Origin of the sequence: Acinetobacter terrae (assembly GCF_013004375.1) — a bacterium.
In the GTDB taxonomy this organism is placed as follows: Bacteria; Pseudomonadota; Gammaproteobacteria; order Pseudomonadales; family Moraxellaceae; genus Acinetobacter; species Acinetobacter terrae.
In genome coordinates, this window is sequence record NZ_JABERI010000002.1 from 31,488 (window position 1) to 51,064 (window position 19,577).

The 19,577-nt window shown below is 41.6% G+C and carries 18 protein-coding genes and 1 pseudogene; 7 read left to right on the forward strand and 12 right to left on the reverse strand.

All coding sequences use genetic code 11. The features are described 5' to 3' along the window. Nucleotides 1–48 precede the first annotated feature (48 nt). Nucleotides 49–1,458, reverse strand: a complete 1,410-nt coding sequence (locus HLH14_RS01955) for an FAD-binding oxidoreductase (protein WP_171532535.1) — start codon at nt 1,456–1,458, stop codon at nt 49–51. Nucleotides 1,459–1,813: 355 nt separating this feature from the next. Between HLH14_RS01955 and serA the strand changes: the two genes are divergently transcribed. The 3 genes from serA to HLH14_RS01970 all read left to right on the forward strand — a co-directional run bounded on the left by serA (nt 1,814) and on the right by HLH14_RS01970 (nt 5,088). After that, nucleotides 1,814–3,046 (forward strand): phosphoglycerate dehydrogenase, encoded by a 1,233-nt coding sequence (gene serA / locus HLH14_RS01960; RefSeq protein ID WP_067726753.1) that lies wholly within the window; start codon nt 1,814–1,816, stop codon nt 3,044–3,046. Between the two features lie 106 nt (nt 3,047–3,152). Then, nucleotides 3,153–4,034 (forward strand): EamA family transporter, encoded by an 882-nt coding sequence (locus HLH14_RS01965; RefSeq protein WP_171532536.1) that lies wholly within the window; start codon nt 3,153–3,155, stop codon nt 4,032–4,034. A 178-nt stretch (nt 4,035–4,212) separates the two neighbouring features. After that, nucleotides 4,213–5,088, forward strand: a complete 876-nt coding sequence (locus tag HLH14_RS01970) for an EamA family transporter (RefSeq protein ID WP_171532537.1) — start codon at nt 4,213–4,215, stop codon at nt 5,086–5,088. Between the two features lie 358 nt (nt 5,089–5,446). Here HLH14_RS01970 and HLH14_RS01975 read toward each other — a convergent pair whose 3' ends face one another. The 3 genes from HLH14_RS01975 to truB all read right to left on the reverse strand — a co-directional run bounded on the left by HLH14_RS01975 (nt 5,447) and on the right by truB (nt 7,756). After that, nucleotides 5,447–5,905: a hemerythrin domain-containing protein gene (locus HLH14_RS01975; protein WP_171532538.1), complete on the reverse strand. Its 459-nt coding sequence runs from the start codon at nt 5,903–5,905 to the stop codon at nt 5,447–5,449. Between the two features lie 158 nt (nt 5,906–6,063). Then, on the reverse strand, nt 6,064–6,831 hold the full coding sequence (locus HLH14_RS01980; RefSeq protein WP_171528341.1) for a sulfite exporter TauE/SafE family protein: 768 nt from the start codon (nt 6,829–6,831) through the stop codon (nt 6,064–6,066). Between the two features lie 16 nt (nt 6,832–6,847). Further along, nucleotides 6,848–7,756 (reverse strand): tRNA pseudouridine(55) synthase TruB, encoded by a 909-nt coding sequence (truB, locus tag HLH14_RS01985; protein ID WP_171532539.1) that lies wholly within the window; start codon nt 7,754–7,756, stop codon nt 6,848–6,850. Between the two features lie 150 nt (nt 7,757–7,906). On the opposite strand from truB, the gene HLH14_RS01990 reads away from it, so the two are divergent. The 4 genes from HLH14_RS01990 (at nt 7,907) to HLH14_RS02005 (ending at nt 12,371) form a co-directional block, all read left to right on the forward strand. Beyond that, a complete protein-coding gene (locus tag HLH14_RS01990; RefSeq protein ID WP_171532540.1) occupies nt 7,907–8,935 on the forward strand; it encodes a lipase secretion chaperone in 1,029 nt (342 codons plus the stop codon). A gap of 120 nt (nt 8,936–9,055) precedes the next feature. After that, nucleotides 9,056–10,036 (forward strand): lipase family alpha/beta hydrolase, encoded by a 981-nt coding sequence (locus HLH14_RS01995; protein WP_171532541.1) that lies wholly within the window; start codon nt 9,056–9,058, stop codon nt 10,034–10,036. A gap of 182 nt (nt 10,037–10,218) precedes the next feature. Beyond that, complete coding sequence (locus tag HLH14_RS02000; protein ID WP_171532542.1) at nt 10,219–11,184, forward strand: lipase family alpha/beta hydrolase; 966 nt, start codon at nt 10,219–10,221, stop codon at nt 11,182–11,184. A gap of 215 nt (nt 11,185–11,399) precedes the next feature. Next, complete coding sequence (locus tag HLH14_RS02005; protein WP_171532543.1) at nt 11,400–12,371, forward strand: esterase/lipase family protein; 972 nt, start codon at nt 11,400–11,402, stop codon at nt 12,369–12,371. A gap of 71 nt (nt 12,372–12,442) precedes the next feature. On the opposite strand, the gene rplS is transcribed toward HLH14_RS02005, so the two are convergent. The 8 genes and pseudogenes from rplS to HLH14_RS02040 form a co-directional block, all read right to left on the reverse strand. Beyond that, nucleotides 12,443–12,817: a 50S ribosomal protein L19 gene (gene rplS, locus HLH14_RS02010; RefSeq protein WP_067726772.1), complete on the reverse strand. Its 375-nt coding sequence runs from the start codon at nt 12,815–12,817 to the stop codon at nt 12,443–12,445. A 150-nt stretch (nt 12,818–12,967) separates the two neighbouring features. Beyond that, complete coding sequence (gene trmD / locus HLH14_RS02015; protein WP_171532544.1) at nt 12,968–13,708, reverse strand: tRNA (guanosine(37)-N1)-methyltransferase TrmD; 741 nt, start codon at nt 13,706–13,708, stop codon at nt 12,968–12,970. 42 nt (nt 13,709–13,750) lie between these two features. Further along, on the reverse strand, nt 13,751–14,299 hold the full coding sequence (rimM, locus tag HLH14_RS02020) for a ribosome maturation factor RimM (protein WP_171532545.1): 549 nt from the start codon (nt 14,297–14,299) through the stop codon (nt 13,751–13,753). 31 nt (nt 14,300–14,330) lie between these two features. Next, entirely contained in the window at nt 14,331–14,588 is a 258-nt protein-coding gene (gene rpsP, locus HLH14_RS02025; RefSeq protein WP_067726777.1) for a 30S ribosomal protein S16, read from the reverse strand. Nucleotides 14,589–14,732: 144 nt separating this feature from the next. Then, on the reverse strand, nt 14,733–15,152 hold the full coding sequence (locus HLH14_RS02030; protein WP_171532546.1) for a type IV pilin protein: 420 nt from the start codon (nt 15,150–15,152) through the stop codon (nt 14,733–14,735). After that, nucleotides 15,152–15,643: a pili assembly chaperone gene (locus HLH14_RS02035; RefSeq protein WP_235940455.1), complete on the reverse strand. Its 492-nt coding sequence runs from the start codon at nt 15,641–15,643 to the stop codon at nt 15,152–15,154. The genes HLH14_RS02030 and HLH14_RS02035 overlap by 1 nt, the downstream gene beginning before the upstream one ends. Continuing rightward, nucleotides 15,643–15,742: pseudogene (locus HLH14_RS16240) on the reverse strand (type IV pilin protein); the annotation flags it as partial. The gene HLH14_RS02035 and the pseudogene HLH14_RS16240, both read right to left, overlap by 1 nt. Nucleotides 15,743–15,750: 8 nt before the next feature. Then, nucleotides 15,751–19,116 carry a pilus assembly protein gene (locus HLH14_RS02040; RefSeq protein WP_413228124.1) on the reverse strand — a complete coding sequence of 1,122 codons (3,366 nt, stop codon included), beginning with the start codon at nt 19,114–19,116 and terminating at the stop codon, nt 15,751–15,753. Between the last annotated feature and the right edge of the window lie 461 nt (nt 19,117–19,577).

Genomic DNA, 19,577 nt, shown 5'->3' on the forward strand with positions numbered 1-19,577 from the left:
TCGATAACAGTTATGTAGTCATCGGTAAAACAACTTACAGGTCAAATATTAAAGATCGAATAATTTACCTGGGTTCATAATACCGTTTGGATCGAATACCTGTTTCAAGGCTTTCATGTAGCCAATTTCTTCTTCAGAACGGGTGTAATTTAGGTAAGGCTTTTTAGTCATACCGACACCGTGTTCCGCAGAAATCGAACCGTCATATTTTTTCACGGTTTCGAACACATATTTATTCACCACCTGACATTTGGCAAAGAATTCATCTTTACTTAAATCAGCAGGTTTCAAGATATTTAAGTGCAAGTTACCGTCACCAATATGACCGAACCAGCAAATTTCAAAGTCAGGGTAATTCGCTTCCACAATTGCATCAATTTCTTTAATAAATGCAGGAACGTGAGTAATTAACACTGAAATGTCATTTTTGTATGGTGTGAACGGCGCGATAGATTCAGAGATATCTTCACGTAAACGCCATAAGCTATGCACTTGATCCAGGTTTTGGCTCATTACGCCATCAAGCACCCAACCTTCTTCCATGCAATGCTCGAAGATTTCCATCGCAGCATCCATGATTGGTTCATACGGCGCTTCAAATTCAAGCAAGACATAGAAAGGACAAGCTGTTTCAAATGGACGTTGCACATGACCATGATCCAGCACTTTCTGCATGGCCAATTCACCAAAGAATTCGAATGCAGTTAAATCAATTTTCTTCTGGAATGCGTGAAGTACCGGCATGATTGCATCAAAGTCAGGTACACCCAATACCATCACTTGTAGGTCATGCGGTTGACGCTCAAGCTTGATTTCAGCTTCAGTGACTAAACCTAAAGTACCTTCACCGCCAATAAACAAATGCTGTAACGCATAACCTGTTGCATTTTTAATCATGCCTTTGTTCAAGCGCAGGATATCACCTTTACCCGTCACAACCGTCAAACCCAGTACCCAGTTACGGGTCATGCCGTATTTAATAACTTTAATACCGCCAGCGTTGGTACCAATGTTGCCGCCAATTTGTGAAGAACCTGAAGATGCAAAATCGACCGGGTAATACATACCCTGTTCTTCAGCATAATTCTGCAATTGTTCAGTCACTACACCCGCTTGCACACGTACCATACGGTCTGCAGGGAAGAACTCAATAATCTGGTTCATCTTGTCCATGCTAACGACAATTTCACCGTTCGATGCCACAGCACCGGCAGATAAACCGGTACGACCGCCAGATGGCGTGATGGCAATATTGTGTTCATTCGCAAATTTAACAATCGCCTGCACCTGTTCTGTGCTAGATGGAAAAACGATGACTGATGGATTTGGATCAAAATGCTTGGTGTAGTCTCTGCCCCAGGCATCGAGACTAGCAGCATCTGTTTTAATGCGGTTTTCACCGACAATGGCTGTCAATTGGTTTAATAACTCAGGTGTTAAAGCGACTGGAGCATTCATCGTTTGCAGACCTAGCAAGAAATATACAAGTGGTGGATGGTCTATAGATCATTCATTTGTAAAAAGATTAACAATGTAATGGTGTCTTAGACTGGCGTGACCATAAAAGCAACAGCATGGCTGTGGCGGTTTTCACTGCGCAGCATTATAAGGCATTTTCCAATGAAACCCTGCGGAAATAAGCATTTTGACAATCTCACCTTAAATATTACAGCTTTAGTTAGACCAAAATCTGCAGTGAACGGCGTATGTATGGCAAAAATACCTATGCTCTCCGTCATAAAGGAAATGTATATAGACCCTTCTCGTATGTTATCATATCGCGACTAAATTTGGCCTTTGTAGCGGAGCCGTAATGAGCCAACATCTTTCTCTACCTAAAGATAAAATTCGTTTCTTGTTGTTAGAAGGCGTTCACCAAAACGCAGTCGACACATTAAATGCTGCTGGATACACCAACATCGATTACCGTAAAACTGCGCTTGAGGGTGAAGCGTTGAAAGAAGCGGTTAAAGATGCTCACTTCATCGGTATTCGTTCACGTACTCAACTCACTGAAGAAGTATTTGAAGCAGCCAACAAGCTTATCGCTGTTGGCTGTTTTTGTATCGGTACCAATCAGGTAAATCTTGATGCTGCGATGGTTCGTGGTATTCCAGTATTTAACGCACCGTATTCAAATACCCGTTCAGTTGCTGAACTTGTACTTGCTGAAGCAATTCTTTTACTTCGTGGTGTTCCTGCGAAATCTGCTTCTACTCACCGTGGTGGCTGGAACAAATCTGCAGTTGGTTCATTCGAAACTCGCGGTAAAACTTTAGGTATCGTGGGTTACGGCTCAATCGGTTCTCAACTTTCAGTTCTTGCTGAAAGCATGGGTATGCACGTTATCTATTATGATGCAGTAACCAAACTTCCTATGGGTAATGCACGTCAAGTGGGTTCTCTTGCCGAGTTACTTGCAAACGCTGACGTTGTATCTCTACACGTTCCAGACGTTCCGTCAACTCGCAACTTCTTTGGCAAAGATCAATTTGCACAAATGAAAGAAGGTTCGATCTTCATCAATGCTGCACGTGGTACATGTGTGCTGATTGAAGATCTTGCTGATGCGATTAAATCGGGTCACATTGCCGGCGCTGCAATTGACGTATTCCCTAAAGAACCTAAAGCAAACGGTGAAGAATTTGTTTCTCCACTTCGTGGCTTGGACAATGTGATTTTGACTCCTCACGTTGGTGGTTCGACTATGGAAGCACAAGCAAACATCGGTTTAGAAGTTGCAGAGAAATTTGTTGCTTACTCAGATAAAGGTATGACTTTATCTGCTGTGAACTTCCCGGAAATCGCATTGCCGTTAACTGAAGGTAAACACCGTTTACTTCACATTCACAAAAACATTCCTGGCGTTCTTTCTAAAATCAACAACCTGTTTGCTGAACACGGCATCAACATCTCTGGTCAATCATTGATGACTAAAGGTGATGTGGGTTACTTGGTGATGGACGTTGACGCAACTGCTTCTAAAGAAGCGCTGGATACACTTCAAGACGTTGAAGGTACGATCCGAGTTCGCGTATTGTTCTAATTTAAGATTTTAAAAAAACCACAGCATTCGTGCTGTGGTTTTTTATTTTTTACAGCTTTTATTGCTGATCTCCCGCTATTCGAGAAATCGAAAAAAAATTTAGTGAATGTTGAATTTTAAAAATACGCCACATGTTCAGGCACTGCTGTTATTGCTGATTGCAATGATCAGCGTTCAGAGCAGTGGTTCGCTTGCCAAAATCCTGTTCGATCAGTTTCCGATACTGACCGTTGCAGCCATGCGTCTGCTACTTGGCTCTATTATTTTGGCGCTTATTTTTAAAATTTGGCAGATTGATTTTAGACAGGTGAAATGGAAAGCCATTATCAGCTACGGTATCGCTTTAGCCGGTATGAATGCCATGTTTTACCTGTCGATTAATCGCCTTCCCCTCGGCATTGCCGTTTCTTTTGAATTCATTGGTCCACTCAGCGTAGCGCTGTATTACGCACGGCAAAAATTCGATTTTGTCTGGGTTGGACTGGCCATACTTGGCCTGATTTTATTGTTTCCGTTTGATCAGGTTTCACAAAATCTGGATTTAATCGGGATTGCTTTTGCATTGGGTGCAGGCGCTTGCTGGGCGCTGTATATTGTAGCCGGACAAAAACCTTCGGGTATCTCAGGTAATCATACCGTATGCTTGGGCATGTTTATCGGCATGCTGTGTTTGATGCCAATCGCCCTATTTTCAGGAATGTCAGCTAACGTTTTTGAACCTTCAAACTTGGTTTATTTTATTACCTTGGCTGTGCTTGCCAGTGCCCTGCCTTTTACTTTGGAAATGATTGCACTGCGTAATTTGACTGCGCTGAGTTTCGGCACACTGATGAGCGTGGAACCGGCAATTGCAGCATTATCAGGGTTTATATTTCTAGGCGAACAGTTGTTATGGAATCAATGGCTAGCACTTGCGACCATTATTGCAGCCTCCATTGGTTGCACCTATACCACGCAACAAGCCAAGAACAGGGATAAAGAAAAATAGAAAATACATCATTTAAATTTAAATCAATGAGGCTGAATTTACACGCTGATTTTTTAAATTCAAATCTTTAAATTTAAACAGTTTAAGATCTTTCAATTCCTCAAAAATTAAACAGTATTGCTATACTGGCGTCATCTTTCCCAGTGGATTCACCTGCCTCGGTGATCCTGCGTGTAGCATGCCTAACTCTCAACTTACTGCTGTCCTGTTCATGGTTTTATCCATGGTTGCGTATCAGATCAGTGCCTCATTTGCCAAACAACTGTTTGAAGTGCTTGATCCACTCACTGTGGTCACATTAAGACTGAGCTTTGCGTCCATTTTAATTGTGCTGATGTTCCGTTCCTGGAAAATCATCAAACGTTTACCGTATTTGAAATGGAAAGACTTGCTGTTTTATAGTGGCTCAGTCTGCTTAATGAATGTGTTGTTTTATGCATCCTTGGGCAAATTACCCCAAGGGATTGCCGTCGGTTTAGAATTCTTGGGACCATTGACACTGGCGCTGCTTTCGATCAAACAAAAAACTGATTATCTCTGGGTGTGTCTGGCTATTTTAGGGGTTGCCTTGATGGTGCCATGGCAAGATGCATCAGCCGATAACTTCTCTTATCTAGGGGCTGCTTTTGCTTTGGGTGCGGGAATCTGCTGGGCGATTTATATTTATTTTGGGCAACGTGTGGTTCGTCAAAATATTGGCATGCATGCGCTGAGTATTGCGATTGTGCTGTCCGCCTTGGTGATGTTGCCGATCAGTGCAGTGCATAATCCTACGGCACTGATTCAAACTCAATATTGGGGACAAGCCTTGGTCATCGCCCTGCTTGCAACCGCGATTCCCTATGCTTTAGACCTGATGGCACTAAAGCGATTAAGCAAACTCAGTTACGGTACACTTTCCAGTTTATCCCCTGCACTGGGTGCTTTGGCAGGTTGGTTATTATTGAAAGAGCAAATCACCCTTCTACAAAGTATTGCCTTGCTTTGCATCATGATTGCTTCGGTGGGTGTCACATTCAGAGCGAGTAAAAATAAAAAACCGCAACCTGAATAATCAATAGACTTCTTTCGTAATTCGTTTTTTGATCAAGACAAGCAGTTTGTAAGACCAAAATTAAAAAATAAATTCTAGGAAGTATTGGAGTCATGAGTGTGGCATGGATGCCACACGTTTCCCATCACGACAAGGATGTCGTGTATGGGGAACCAAAGGTTTTTGTCTACTTTTGGCCTTTCAAAAGTAGAGATAATGCCTACGCAAAGATATGAAAATTGAATCAATAAATTGAGGCAGTGCTAATTTTAAATAATCAAATATTGAACATTTTTTGATTTATGCAAATTATCTAATAGATCAACATAAAAAAGATGGCTTCAAACCATCTTTTTTGTTTAGGATTTTTTAGGGAGATTTAAGTCAAACTGTCTTTATTTAACTTTTTATACTTGTTGTATTCAGCCAAATATTGCTTGGCTAAACTTTCCTTTTGTTCATCTTCCAAAATTTTACCGGCTTGCTGAAAAAAACCATGTTCTTCTTCATGCAAATGATGATGTACCTTTTCAGAAAGTTTTTTTGCAATCGCCAGCCAACCATGATTACTCATATCCGTTTCGGTTAATTGCTCAAGTAACTCATCGATTTCATGATGTTCAGACAATGCATGGCGGGTAATGTTTAAGCCTGAATCGGTCATCATCAAAGGAATATAAAAATAACGGTCTTCGCCCACGGCATGGGCAAATAATTCATTTTTTAGCAACTCAAACAGCTCGTGACGCTCTTCGGTATTTCCTGAGGTCTGGATTAATTTTTCAGACAGTTCTCGTTGTATTTCATGACTTGCACGTAAAGCTTCGAAAATATTCATCTACATCACCCTGCTATTCTTTAGAGACCCGATATGTTGAAAGGACTGTTTATGGATATTGTGAAGATATTCTGTTTGATGATCTTAAAAGCGAATGCCCGGCATGTGGGTGACGAGATGAAGCAATTTGTATAATAAAGTTTAATATTGAGCAGAATTTACGGGAAAAAAGTTTGATAAGCTAAACGGCAAATCAATAGGCTCACCAAAATTAGAAACAGAATCCGGATAAAACCGCTGCCATATTTTAAGGCGGCACGTACACCGACCAATGAACCGAGTACATTGGCTACAGCCATCATCAAACCGATCTGGAACAGCACATGTCCGGTGGGTGCAAAGAAGCTTAAAGCCGCCAGGTTGGTGGTCAAATTCGCGACTTTAGACAATGCCGAGGCATGAATAAAATCGGCTTTTAAATAACGAATAAAGAAGAAAATAAAGAAGCTGCCGGTCCCGGGACCAAAAATACCGTCATAAAAACCAATCAGCAAACTGCCGACTGCAGCCAGCATCAGGATTTTTGGTGTCAGTTCCTGACGAATATGCACCTGACCAAACTGTTTTTTGCTAAAGGTATAAATTGCGATCACAATCAGCATGATCAGGACAAAGGGTCTGAGGACTTCCTTTGGAATCATCGCGACACAGGCAGCACCTGCAAACGAGCTGATAAAAGCACAGCTGGCAATCACCGCCAGCAATTTCCAGCGCAGTTTGACTTTGCGGACAAAGCTCCACGCTGCCGATGCCGTACCACAAATCGAAGACAACTTATTGGTACCAAACACAGTCGCAGGACTGAGTTGTGGCATCGCATTCATAATGGCAGGAATCTGGATCAGACCACCGCCACCCACAGCCGCATCAATCGCCCCCGCACAAAAAGCAAAGACCAACAGGCTGATTAAAATTTCAATTTCCATAAATGGTCTTCAAAGTCTATTCGAGATTCAGTACACGTTTCGGTACCAGACGCTTACGGTCAGTAATCTCTGCCAAGCCCAGACATTTTTCACCATCAAAAACCAGAACCTGTGCTTCCGCCTCATGTTCAATATTACTTTCCATACCGCGGCTAAAGTATTCCGCACGCCCTTCCGGCACCTGCACTTTTGGAAAATGATCGACTGGCGCATAAGCAGGCAGCAACAAAGCTTCACGCTCCTGCTCAGTCAAGCTTTCCAGATACTCAATCGTATATTCGGGAATCAGGTCAAACTGACCCGTTTTAATGCGGTGCAGATACGTCAGATGTCCAAAAGTACCTAGGGCTTTGGCAATATCTTCACCCAATACCCGAATATAAGTGCCTTTAGAACAGGTAATATCTAAAGTCAGGCTATTTTCAGTAAAGGACAATAACTCAATTGCCTCAATAGTGATGGGGCGTGCTTCACGTTCAATTTCAATGCCTTGACGCGCCAGCTCATATAACGGACGCCCTTCTTTCTTCAAAGCGGAATACATCGGCGGAACTTGCTGAATATCCCCTGTAAAGCTTGTCAAAACCTGTTGGATCTTTTCTTCAGTCAGCGCAGGAACAGCTTGTTCTAACAACAGCTCACCTTCGACATCACCCGTCGTTGTGCTATGACCTAAATGGATGGTGGTCTGGTAACGCTTGATCGAATCTAACAAATAGTGAGAAAATTTAGTCGCTTCACCTAAACAAATCGGCAACAATCCGGAAGCCAAAGGGTCTAAAGCACCGGTATGACCGCCTTTTTGTGCTCGATATAAGCCACGCACTCGCTGTAAAGCGCCATTAGAACTAATACCCAAAGGCTTATTAAGTAAAAACACACCGCTAATATGCCGGCGTTGAATTTTAGGTGAAGTCTTTTTCATAGCGAAAGATCAGGCAAGTTGAAACGGATGACATGGTAACAACCGCTCACCATTCTTTACAACTTTTCTACGTTGCATTTACGTCTTTAATGGCAAATTTAAGTTCTATTTTTAGACTTATAAAAACAAAACAACAAGGTTGCATAGGAAATGCAGAAATATAAGTTATGGATTATTCTGGCTCTTATTATTGTGGGTATCGGCGCACTATTATTTTGGTTAGCGCCCTCGCAATCGAGTGCAGAAAAAACACGTTCAGCACAAACTTTTGATCCTCAAGGGAATAGCTTAACTGAAAACATGCCCGAAAACGTAGTTCACGGCGGGGCTTTTATGAGTAAAAGCCAACAGGACACTGAAGTGAACTGTCAGTTGCGCCTCGATAACGCCAACCGTTTAATTGTGAATGAGCAAACACGCAACTGTTTTGAATATTTCATTACCCAGTATGGGGAAAAAGATATCAAGCAGATTAAAAATGATTTTAAGGCTTATATCCAGCAAAGCTATAAAGCACCTGCCATCGCACAAATTTTAGATTTATGGAATCGCTATATCGATTACCGTGAAAAACTCGGTGATCTACAAGCGCCGAATATAAATAAAGAAGATCCCAAATATTATCAAAGCATCTTTGCCAATATGAAAAATCTGCGCAAACAGCTTTTTTCAGATTACGAAATTGAAGGTTTATTTGGTACCGAAGATACTTACCATGAATACACCTTAAGTCGCATGATGGTGATGGATGACAAGAGCTTAAGCGAAGCGCAGAAAGCACAAAAACTAAAAGATTTGTTCAATCAATTACCCGAAGACTGGAAAGAAAATTTAGAGCAGCTCAACAAACTCGAAGACTTACGCAAACTTACCGCAGACATTAAAGCACGTGGTGGTTCTGCAGAGGAAATTCATCAGATGCGGATGAATTTGGTCGGTCCTGAAGCCACACAGCGTTTAGAAAGCTTAGATGGACAACGCCGTGACTGGAAAAACAAGGTCGATGGCTATCTGAAAGAACGCGACAACATTATGAAAAGTGGTATGAGTGATGATGCCAAACAAAAAGCCGTTCAACAATTACGGACGCAGCACTTCAATAAACCAGAAGAACAACTTCGGGTAGGAACTTTTGAATCAGTGCATGATCAGGGAGGAAAATTACCATATGGCGAGTAATCGCAATGTAGCCCCATCAGGTGACTAGATTGATCATCTGATTTATGCAACCGCTATGAATAAAGAGCTAAAAAATGCTTCATAGCGGTTTAAAAAAACAAAAAAAGTGAGATAAATACAATGAAATGGAACTCTAAGGCACTCGTGTGCGCAATATTATCGAGCGCGGCAATTGCATTGCCTCAAATGGCTTCAGCAGGTCAAGCGTCACAAATCACGGATAAAGCGACATCAAGCTATGCAAAAACCAAATATCCACTGGTATTTGCACATGGTATGGGCGGATGGATTCGCGCAGGGACAGATGAACTTGGCGTCGATTATTGGTATCAAATATTGCCCGATTTGGCACGTAACGGCGCAAATGTTTGGGCAACGCGTGTCACACCCTTTAATAGCTCTGAAGTTCGTGGTGAGCAACTATTGCAGCAAGTGGATGAGATTTTAGCGCTTACTGGCGCGAAAAAAGTCAATTTATTGGGTCATAGTCACGGCGGTCACAGTATTGCCTATGTTTCAAACGTTGCACCGTATCAAGTCGCTTCATCTACTGCCATTTCTAGCCCGCTCAAAGGTTCCAAAGTTGCGGATTATATTATTGCCGCTGAAGGTACGACCTTAGAAGGTCCTCTAGTTAGTGTCGTAAACTTTGCTTCTAAAATGCTGGTGTGGGCACAAGGGCTCGATCCAAATTCCTTCCCACATGACTCATTGGGTGCGGGTAAAAGTTTAAGTGTGGCCGGTTCAACCGACTTCCAAAAACGCTATCCACTGGGTATGCCAAAGACAACCTGTGGCGAAGGTTCTGCCACTGAAAAAGGTATTTCTTTTTATTCATTCTCCGGTACAGGCACTGTCACCAACCCACTCGATCCAGATATGTTATTGGGTGTTACCGCAAAGCTGACCGATCCTAAAGGGGATAATGATGGATTGGTTTCTCGTTGTAGTGCCAAATATGGCAAAACCATTCGTGACAACTATAACTGGAACCATCTGGATGCAATTAACCAGTTCTTTGGCTTAACTGCATTCTTGGCGCCTGATCCTGTTTCAGTTTACCGTCAACATGCCAACCGTTTAAAATTACAAGGTTTATAACAATTATATTCATAAGAGATACATTCTCTTATGAATATTAACATTCCAATCATTTGTTACATCAATAATCCACATTGATCGAGAACTTCTCGTTATTTCATTCTTCCCTATTGAATAATCATGATGACAATGGAAATTGTCTAAAAACAAAAGCATTAATAAATAAAAAATGAGGAATTTCTATGAAATATGGATTATTAATTGCCGGCTTAATGTCGCTCAGTGCTTTTAGCCAAGTACAAGCAGGTAATGCCACCCAAGTCACGGGAAAAGCAACATCAAGCTATGCAAAAACCAAATACCCGATTGTTTTTAGTCATGGGATGGCAGGTTTCATTACCGTGGGTACAGACCAGTTTGGTCTTGATTACTGGTATCAAATTCTGCCGGACTTGGCTCGTAACGGCGCCAATGTTTGGGCAACGCGTGTATCACCGTTCAACTCATCCGAGATTCGTGGTGAACAATTATTAGAACAAGTACTGGAAATTCGTGCCATTACCGGTGCTGACAAAGTAAATCTTATTGGACATTCACATGGTGGGCCAACGATTCGCTACGTTGGCAATGTAATACCAGACAAAGTCGCCTCATTGACTGCTGTCGGCGCACCAAACAAAGGCTCTCCTGTGGCAGATTTAATCTTATCTGCTGAAGGTACAGCGATTGAAGGCCCTCTCGTAGGCGCAATCAATTTTGTTTCTAAAGCCATTACTTGGGCACAAGGGCTAGACCCAAAAAGCTTCCCGCATGATTCGTTTGCAGGTGGAAAAAGCTTAACCCTTGCCGGTTCTGCAAAATTTAACAGCCAATATCCACTTGGTATGCCAACTACGACTTGTGGAGAAGGCATGCTGAAAGAAAAAGGAGTTTTTAACTATTCCTTTACCGGTGTAGGTACAGTGACCAATTTACTGGATCCTGACGGTGCTTTAAAGGTCACCAGTTTATTGATTAATGGCGGTAAAGAAAATGATGGCCTGGTATCCCGTTGCAGCGCCAAATTTGGCAAGACCATCCGTGATGACTATAACTGGAACCATTTAGATGAAGTGAATCAGGTACTCGGTCTGAAAGCGTTGTTTGCACCAGATCCAGTCGATGTCTATCGTCAGCATGCCAACCGTTTAAAACTACAAGGCTTATAAGTTTCATCTTGCTAAAAAGAGCGAAGAATCGCTCTTTTTTATCTCAGCAACCATCTAAAATCTCTATCTGTTGATCTTCAATCGTGATGATTTCAAAACTCACCACTCATCCTGTATTGCTTTATTTATAAACTAAAAATTGTTAATTTACCTCATATTGACAATATGAATTGTCTAAAAAATAAAAGTGTTAAAAAAATAATCAAGGATATTCAATGCAACTTAAACACATCGTCCTCGCTGCACTGAGCAGTGTTGCATTCGTGCATTTACCTGCGCAAGCTGCCGGCTTAACCCAATATCAGGCAAAAGCTGTATCGAATTATGCAACTACCCAATACCCGTTAGTGATGGCACATGGTTTCGGCTTAGGCTTCTCGCGTATTGGTACACAAATGTTGGGCTTAGATTATTGGTATCAAATTTTGCCAGACTTGGCACGTAATGGCGCGACGGTTTTTGCAGCGGAAATGTCTGCAGTGGAATCGACGGAAGTTCGTGGCGAACAGCTGTTACAACAAGTTGATGAAGTCATGGCCCTCACCGGCAAGGAAAAAGTGAATTTGATTGGTCATAGCCACGGCGGTCCGACCATTCAATATATTGAAGGTGTTGCACCCGAGAAAGTTGCCTCCATGACGGCGGTCGCAGGAGCCATGAAAGGCACCAAACTGGCCGATGTGATGGTAGAAAGTAAATTTCTCGATCCCATTGCAGAAGTAATTTTTGGTTTGCTCGGTAAAAGTATCGCGCTGATCCAGTCGAATCCAAAACTTAGCGTTGATTATGAAGGCTCGATGCAATCTCTAAGCACCACAGGTATTATTGCATTTAATGTGAAATATGGTTCAGCAGCCATTCCCAAAGATTGTAATAGTCAGGGGCAAAAACAGACTGCTGATGGTATTTATCATTATTCATGGATGGGCAATCAACAAATCACCAATCCTTTAGATGTGATTGATACCTCAATTGTCGCGCTAGGTACAACTTTATTAAAAAGCAAAGATCATGATGGTCTTGTCTCACTGTGTAGTGGTCGTTATGGCCAAGTGATTCGTCAAGATTATAAACATAATCACTTTGATGAAATTAACCATTTCTTTGGCATTCAAGGCATATTCGCCCAAGACCCTGTGGCAATTTACCGACAACATGCCAACCGTTTAAAATTGCAAGGTTTATAAAGCTAAAAAAAAATCAGACATAAAAAAATGCGCCAAAAGGCGCATTTTTTAACTCGAGAGAAAACTTAAAATTAAGCTTTAACTTTACGAGCTGGTAATTTTTCACGAATACGTGCAGCTTTACCAGACAATTCGCGTAGGTAGTAAAGTTTAGCACGACGAACGTCACCACGACGTTTCACTTGGATACCAGCAACAACTGGAGAATGTGTTTGGAAAACACGTTCAACACCAACACCGCTAGAAATTTTACGTACTGTGAACGCAGAGTTCAAACCACGGTTTTTGATTGCGATTACAACGCCTTCAAAAGCCTGAAGACGTTCACGGTCGCCTTCTTTTACTTTTACTTGAACAACTACAGTATCACCAGGTGCAAAAGCAGGGATATCAGTTTTTAATTGAGCGTTTTCAATAATTTGAACTAAAGGATGTTTACCACTCATGTGGGAATCTCCAATATGCGGGACAGAAGAGGTCTGTTACCGCTGGGGACAGAGGCTAAAGCGCATATCAACCCGTTTATCTTTCCCTTTATCACCTAAGTCTTCACTTCGGTCGATAAAGAGCCTATTTAAAAATACTTAAAGTCGACTTTAAGTATTCAAATCTTTTAGCCATTTCTTTTGCTGCTTGGTCAACTCAACTTTTTCTACAAGCTCAGGCCTGCGATCAAGTGTCCGTTGATAACGCTGCAAAAACCGCCATTTTTCGATATTGGCATGATGCCCAGACTTTAACACCTCAGGCACATCCAAACCTTCAAACTGGTCAGGCTTGGTATATTGTGGGCAGTCTAAAAGACCATCCACAAAAGAATCTTGAACGTGTGATTGCTCATCAGACATGGCACCCGGAAGTCTCCGAATAATACTGTCCAATAAAACCATCGCAGGCAGTTCACCGCCAGATAAAACGTAATCGCCAATCGACCATTCCTGATCAACATAGTGCTGGATAAAACGTTCATCGACCCCTTCATAACGTCCACACAATACAATCAGCCCGTCATATTCGACAAATTGCTGTACCGCAGCTTCGTTTAAGGTTTTGCCTTGTGGAGACATATACACCACAGGCGCTTGAACACATCCCGCTTGCGCTGCAAGATTTTTGGCATGTTGGATTGCTTGAGACAAAGGCTCAGCCATCATCACCATACCCGGACCACCACCAAATGGACGTTCATCCACTCGTTTGTAGTTGCCCGTTGCAAAATCACGTGGATTAATACAAGTGACTTGTACTATTTCACGCTTTGCTGCACGCCCGCTAATACCATAGGCTGTAATCGCTTCAAACATTTCAGGAAAAAGCGTAATGACTGCAAAAAACATCGCAGACTCCTCTATTTTCCTGCTGCGTTCATCCTTAAAGGATTAATAATCTACGCCCCAATTTACGTAGATACGACCAGCTTCAAGATCAACTCGCTGTACCACATCTTTATGCCATGGAATCATACGCTCTTCAGCATCAACGCTGTCTGGTGTTGCGTGAACCACCATCACATCATTGGCACCGGTCTCAAACAGTTCATGGATTTTACCGAGATTTACTTCTTGTTCAGCATCATCCAAACCTAACACTGTTAAGCCTTTCAAATCTGTCCAGTAAAACTCGTCCATTCCTGCTTTCGGAAGTTGCGATTTTGAAATCCACACATTGGTGCCAACCAGGCTATCCGCTGCCGTGCGATCGCTCACACCTTTCAACGAAACAACCAAGCCTTTACCATGCGGTTTCCAGCGTTTTACATCTATTGTTTGCCAACCTTCTTTGGTCTCAATGTACCAAGGAAGATAGTCAAAGATGTTGCTCATGGGGTCTGTATTGGAATAGACCCAGAGCCACCCATTTAATCCATATGCTGAACGTAACTGTCCAATCTGAATACGATCTTCGGGAACATTCTGTGTTGGTGTCATGGGTTATACCTACTACTTAATTCGCAATAAATTATGCAGTAGCTGCAGCTTTCTTAGCTTGAGCAGCTAAAGAAGCAACACGTTCAGACGGTTGAGCGCCTTGAGCAACCCAATGAGCAAAACGATCAGCATCTAAACGAAGTTTTTCTGCTTGACCTTGAGCTGTAGGGTTAAAGAAACCAATACGTTCGATGAAACGACCGTCACGCGCATTGCGGCTATCAGTTACAATAACTTGATAGAACGGACGTTTTTTAGCACCACCGCGTGCTAGACGAATTACGACCATGATACAACCTTATAGTTTTTACGGATTATCCCTGTGCCGACCATCGGCAGCATTTCAAACCCCTTTCATAGAGGGCAATATTTTACGTCATATTTACTTTGAAAGAAAGATCAAATTTAAAGTTGTCCACAGTTTGAATTTATTTTAGCGGCCGTCCCAGTTTGAGGTGGCTGAAGGAATACAAGTTGAACCTTTTATCCAACATCTATGACCTTGGCTGTCGAGAACCAAAGAACCATTACCTACCTGAGTAGTGCCTCTAGGTTCTGCAGTTAAAGTCCATATTTGTCCTGCTGATGCTAAAGTTATCCTATAAGCTGCACCAGAAGCAGGGTAATCTTTAGTTAACGTACCATTATCCAGCTTCGCACTCGTATAATTATGATTAATCACATAATAACTTTGTAATCGCTGCGCAATTCCCATCATTTCTGTTTGCACATCGGCACGATTAGTACGAACCTTATATTGTGTATAGGATGGATAGGCAATCGCTGCAAGAATAGCAATGATAGCTACGACAATCATAAGCTCAATTAAAGTAAATCCTTTATTTTTATACATTACCAAGCCTCACTATACCCACCACAGTCCGTATAACCTGTAACAACGTTTTTTACTTTGGTCATACAACGTACTCCCTGATTATTTAAAAGCAGGTCATAATTACGTGGCTGCTTCGGTTCTGACCCATCTTTAGCCCGCTCTACCGATATCACCCAGCTTAAACCGTTCACACCTGCAGAATCAGATGTCTCAGTTCCATCGTTATTTTTAGCAATTGTTAAAGGTTTATGTCCTGTGCCACCATCAACCAAAGTTAAAGTATATTTAGACGCTGATGTTGCAGAATCTAATGGCAAAGATAACTGACCAGTGGTTTTATTGTAATAAGTAGCTGCTGTCGGATTGCCCTCATCATCAGTACTTTCGTAAGCATAAAGATAACTGGCATCGAAACCTTTGTAACTAAAGTTTTTTGCTTTAAACCGCTCCAGCTCAGCAGTAATGCGTAATGCTTCCTGCCGTGCGACCGCCAGATCCCGCCGTTCCATATATTGCTGATATGAAGGAAACGCAATTGCTGCAAAAATTGCAACAATCATGACTACAATCATCAACTCAATTAGAGTAAAGCCGCGTATTTTTTTCATGACTCCCCCTATCGAGTTTCATACCAGCGTAACTGTCTAAGTTTCGCTGTGGTCGTAAACTCTTGACATTCCGGCTTATTTTTATTTTCCGCAGTTTTACAATTCAAAGTATCAGGACGTGGTACTACCAACTTACTAGTATTACTGCCAAGTGATTGGCCAATACCACTCCCTAAGATACCAGCCCCTAACTTAACGCTATTCGGAGTATTAGTAGTTGCAGTATTGAAAGAACATTTTCCTGACGGTAAACAGAATTGATATACATAAGAGTCCCCTTTTACGCCTGCACCACACGTACCACCAATGCCTGTACCATCACGATGATAAACACTCACATAGAGCATCCCATCCACGGCATACAACTCATTCATGCCTTTATAGACACCAGCTGTGCTTGAATAGATATACTTCCAGCCATTATTTCCAGTGATTGCGACACCAGTACTTATGTTTGAATTTAACGAAGTTAACGAAACATTTTTTGTTTTTAATGCTGTGGCTCCTGAATCAACCAATGTATATAAATCCGTTCTTGCCACATCTTTGTCATAAACCACAAATACGCCATCAGCAGCACTTACAGTTGAGCCAGCCTGGTTACCACCTGTTACCGCTGTCCCTACTAATGGTGAACTACGGTTACCTGAACTAAAGGCAACCGCTGCAACATAGCCATTATTTTCATGAATAGAAACACTTGGCATTTCATAAAAACGAGGACTTGCACCACCCTCTGCATGTTCATTAAACAAACGAACCACACGTTTGGAAAAATTCGCTTTTTTAGCATCTGCATCAACACCAGTTGCAGCATTATTTAAATCGACACGAAAGCCCTGTCCGCCTAAGTCACCAAAATACAGGTTATCCACAAGTCCATCATTATCACGGTCAATCGCATTAACTTGACTGACGACGCTATATTTCATGTTAATCGTAGATGCGCTGGCATCAGTAAATGCTTCTGCTCCTTTAGCTGCTGTAGCATTGGCACTAGTCCACCAAAGTAAAGCACCTGTGTTGGCATCAAACATATATACGCCAGCACCACCGCCTGTGGTGGTACTTTGATCATAGAATGCATTTTCATAGCCTGCATCATAACCACCACCCACAAACATCACCAGTTTTTTAGTACCGCCAAATTTGACATAAGCAAGTGTAGGTTTAGACCAGCTTTGTCCCATATAACTTAACGCATTGTTCGTATCTGCTGTAGTAGTTGGATTTCCATTTGCATCAGTGGTAACAGCAGCATCAGGATTAATATGAAATTTCAAACTTGGGCTATCTAAATCAGATAAATCCAGCGCGTAGTAACTACGCCCCCCCATACGCAGACCACCGTACACCCACTGCAAACCTTTAAGCGTAAGATCTGCATTTGAAGTACCGTCACTGGTACGATCAGAGCTATTAACCGTTAATGTCCCATCTGCTTTTGACACATACTGGGTATATGCTGTCCAAGGTGCATCTACACCGTAGAATAAATTCGCTGAACCACCGGTACTACTGGTTTCAGATAAGAACGCTGCTTTTTGATTTTGCATCATTTCATTTGGTGCAAAAGCAAATTTCTCCACCCCTGTGTCAGCATCAACTACATGCAATAAACCCTGTGTACTACCAAAGAGTAGATAATCATCACGATCTGTAGTATCTAATGCTCCTACGGAGCCAACAGTAATTTTACCTCTTTGTGTAAGTAAAATCGGAGTTGAATGCATGACAGCACCAACTTGACGCAATTCTTGTTTTGCTGCAAGACTCTCTAAAGTTACACTCGTTTCTGTTGCACCAACGTTATAACCTAGTAAATTCAACCAATAGTTTTTATCAGGATCATTTACAAATAATGCTGTGCTACCAGTACCAAATAAAGTTGTAACATTGATTTTTTTCAATGCATCCGCTTCACTTGCTATATAAGGTGCTGCATCAGTAATTTGTCGATTGGTATAGATGGTACGGTTAGTAACTTGTTCATTTTCAATTTTTGTAGTTAAACCTAAAGGCAACTTTCCTTTCAAGCCCCCTGACCATAGACCATTGGCAGTTGCATCCAACGAACCATCTGTTTTAATTAAGGGTATAGTTTTAGTACTATTGTAAAGCTCACCATTATAGACATGGTATTTATTCAAATTACCCGCCCAGAGCTGGGTAGTTTCCTGTGGTTTTGGAATAAATGAAGCATAATAACCATATGGCTGGATACGCAACGGGTTTAAAGCATCCTGTGGTAGGGTTGGTGAACCTGTGGTAACAGGGTCAAATTCAGGTTTCACCTCATCAACAAAATTTAAAATACTTTGTGCAACCTCACCTGGCTCTGAAGCCGAATACCATCCACCACGACCATAAACACCCCATAATGCGGTATTGGCAATATCTGCACGACTAGCTCCACCGGTTGTATTACCATAAGTATTACTAATACTAGAAAAACGATTTAATATGTTTGCTACATCGGTATTGGTAGAAGTTAACTGGCCAACTTTTGTTTTTTCCGCTCCAGTATACGCATCCAATCCGCTATAGAATTTACCAAAACCAACTACTGCTGTTTTAATTTTGGCACGATTGGTAGCACCGGTTAATAAAGTGTTGGCAAAATTTGCAATGCAACGCCAAACCTTTTCATTGTCCGGATTAGCAGTTTTTGCTTTAAACTCGTAGGTCGAATTTTCACTACTAACATTAGAATCCCATGAAGAAGGGCAACTGAAACCGCTCACAGTAGTCGACATTTCTGTTTCAGGATCAGCAACACTAGTCGTACTAGGACCCCCATCTGTTAAAACATAAACTCCATTACCATTACATGTTGAAGTATCTGTACCGATCGTATTTAATAATGATCTGGCTCCAATCGCATACGCCCTACCTGTTGGCGTATAATCGGGAGCATCCATATTTACAATTTTTTGTAATATACATGAACGTTGGGTTATACCAGATACAGAACCACATTCCGTTTCAAAAGTAGTTCTCGCACTGCCAGTTAAACTACTGGAAGTAGTGTCCAAACGGCGAGCTGAAACTAAAACCGCTCCAGTTTTAGAGCTAGTCCCTGAAGTTCCTCCAGTAAACCGCGTTAGACCTATAACAATGTCATTTCCTAATTGAGGAACACCATTTAGCCCTTGTAATACGGTAAATAGACCATCTTTGAGTTTGGTAATACGGTCGTAATATTTTTGAGTTTGTGTTGTGTTTTGTGCTAGTGCACCATAATAATTAAAACCATTTGCTGATTCCAAAAAAGTATTTGCACCAGAAGGTGGTGAGGTCAATAATGTACCTGTAGGACAGTCACTTTGCTGTGTGTACGGTGAATTACAAGTATAATAGTTGGTTGTAGTTATGGTTTCTGTTTTAAAAATATAGGTCTTTGTTCCCCTATTACAACGATTTTGACTATCACTTGTATTAAAATAATAAGTTGTATTTCCCGATACTTCTGAGCATTCATAAGAACCAAGTGAAGCCTCCGTACCAACACAATTCGTAGCTGTAGTCACATTACTTTGGCACTTATATGTTTTTGATGTTGAAATAGTTTGTGCTTTATAATTGTAAATTTTAGGTGAAGTTTCAACTGTAGTATTAGCAGTACAATAATAGCGTGTATAAGAGGGAGTTGTGGTGGAGGCTTCTGAATTAGAGGTTGGCACTGTTACCGCACTATCTGCCACAGGAGCATCACATGCAAATTTAAAAGTATTTGTGGCTTTCATACTGGCCGACGTATCCAGTACAAACATAATTCGTGTTTGACCACCTGTGGAATTACTATAGATATCAATATCACTGGCTTGTACAGACA